Below are 1,651 nucleotides of genomic sequence, written 5' to 3'. Positions count from 1 at the left end.
AGCGCCGCCCCCAGGGCGATCTCGCCCGGGTCGAAGCCGTCCGCGGTGCCGCCGAGGCCCGCCTTGACGCCCCGGCGGGCCGGGGGGTGGGCGGGGTCGTCCGGGCGGCCGCCGGCGATGGTGAGGTCCGTACGGCCGGTCTCGTTCCCGCACCGGAACGTCACCTCGTACACCGCGCCGGGTTCGGCGTCCCGGTCGACGGTCGCCGTGCCCGTGGACTCCCCCTTGCGGATCGTCACGGGGTCGAAGACGCCGGAGGTGACCTCGGTCTTCTTCCTGCAGCCCTCGACGGTCAGCGTGACGCGGCCGCCCGCCGCGATGGTCGACGGGGTGACGTCGAAGCCGAACGAGGTGATGCCGCCCTTCCCGCCCCCCTCCCGGTCCCCGTCGCCCTCGGCGACGGCGACGGGCATGGCGAGGGTCAGGGCGGTCATGCCCAGCAGTGCGGCCGAGGCGACGCGTATCGCGCGCATGGTCGAGTCCTCCGGATTCCCGAGGAGCAATCCGCGGACCTTTTCCGCTGCGCCGTACATGCACCTCGATGACCGGAACGCTAGGAAGGTGCGGTCGAGGGCGCGATCCCAGTAGCGCGAACGGGGCAACCGTGTGGGCCGAACCGGTTGTTCCGTGCCCGCGCGGGAGGGACGGGCGCGGCGTGGCGCCCGTCCCTCCCGCGCGGGTGCCGGATACGGGTACGGGTCCCCGGTGGGTCCGTCAGCCGCCGGCTCCGGGGAAGTGGGCCAGGAACGGTTCCGCGGTCGCGGTGATCCCACGGCTGTAGGGGGCGTCGAAGTCCCAGATCAGGAAGAGCAGGAAGGCGATCAGCGAGGCGAACAGGCCCGCCAGGAGCACCTCGCGCGCGGTGCGCCGGATCTGCAGGGCGAAGATCAGCCCCACCGTCACCACGGCCCCGGTGATCAGCCCGAACCACACGACGCCCGGCATCGTCGGCTCCGTCGCCTCCGCCCGGGCGGTGCGCGCGGTGTCCGCGGCCGTCACCTGGTCGAGGAGCGGCTGGTACGCCTGGGCCTCGAAGTCCGTCCTCGGCTCGTAGTCGGTGACGTCGTGGCGGATCCGGTCGAGCAGTTCCTCCCCCCGCCCGGTGACGTGGCCGTGGTCGGCCATGGTCTTCCACTCGGTGGTCACGACATGGCCGACGTAGGCGTTCACGTCGTCCCGGATGCGGTCGCGCGCCTCGGGAGGGTAGACGCGTACCCGCTCGGAGATCTCGTGCAGCGCGTGCGCCTCGGTCTGCACGTGGTCCTCGGCGACGCCCCGCGCCTCCCAGACGCCCGCGATGGCGAGACCGAGCACGATGGCGTACACCACCCCGATCATCATCGTCATGTACTCGATGACGTCCGGGGTGTCGGACGGGTCGTCGTCCTCGGCGACCGTGTGGTGCCGCACGAAGGTGACGATGAGGACGACGACGGCGGCGGCCGCCATCGCAAGGGTGAGAACAAGCCATTCCGACAAGGGGTCCTCCAGGGGTCAGCGCGGGCGCAGCGCGGCGACGGCGAGCACCGCGGGCGCTGTGATGAGCAGGGTCATCGAGACCAGGGACGGGCCGCCGCGGGGCGGGGCCCGGTGCGCCCGCACGCGGTACGGCGGATAGCTCACCGGAGTCGCCGAGGGACCGGGCCGCGCG

2 protein-coding genes are annotated in these 1,651 nt (G+C 72.9%); both read right to left on the bottom strand.

The features are described from left to right. On the bottom strand, positions 1-473 hold a 473-nt coding region (locus HO151_RS03020; protein ID WP_173894570.1), incomplete at its 3' end, for a hypothetical protein. A 241-nt stretch (positions 474-714) separates the two neighbouring features. Beyond that, entirely contained in the window at positions 715-1,479 is a 765-nt protein-coding gene (locus tag HO151_RS03015; RefSeq protein WP_173894569.1) for a DUF4239 domain-containing protein, read from the bottom strand. Positions 1,480-1,651: the final 172 nt, after the last annotated feature.

Source organism: Streptomyces sp. 8P21H-1 (genome assembly GCF_013302945.1).
This window is presented reverse-complemented; position numbering and strand designations above follow the sequence as displayed.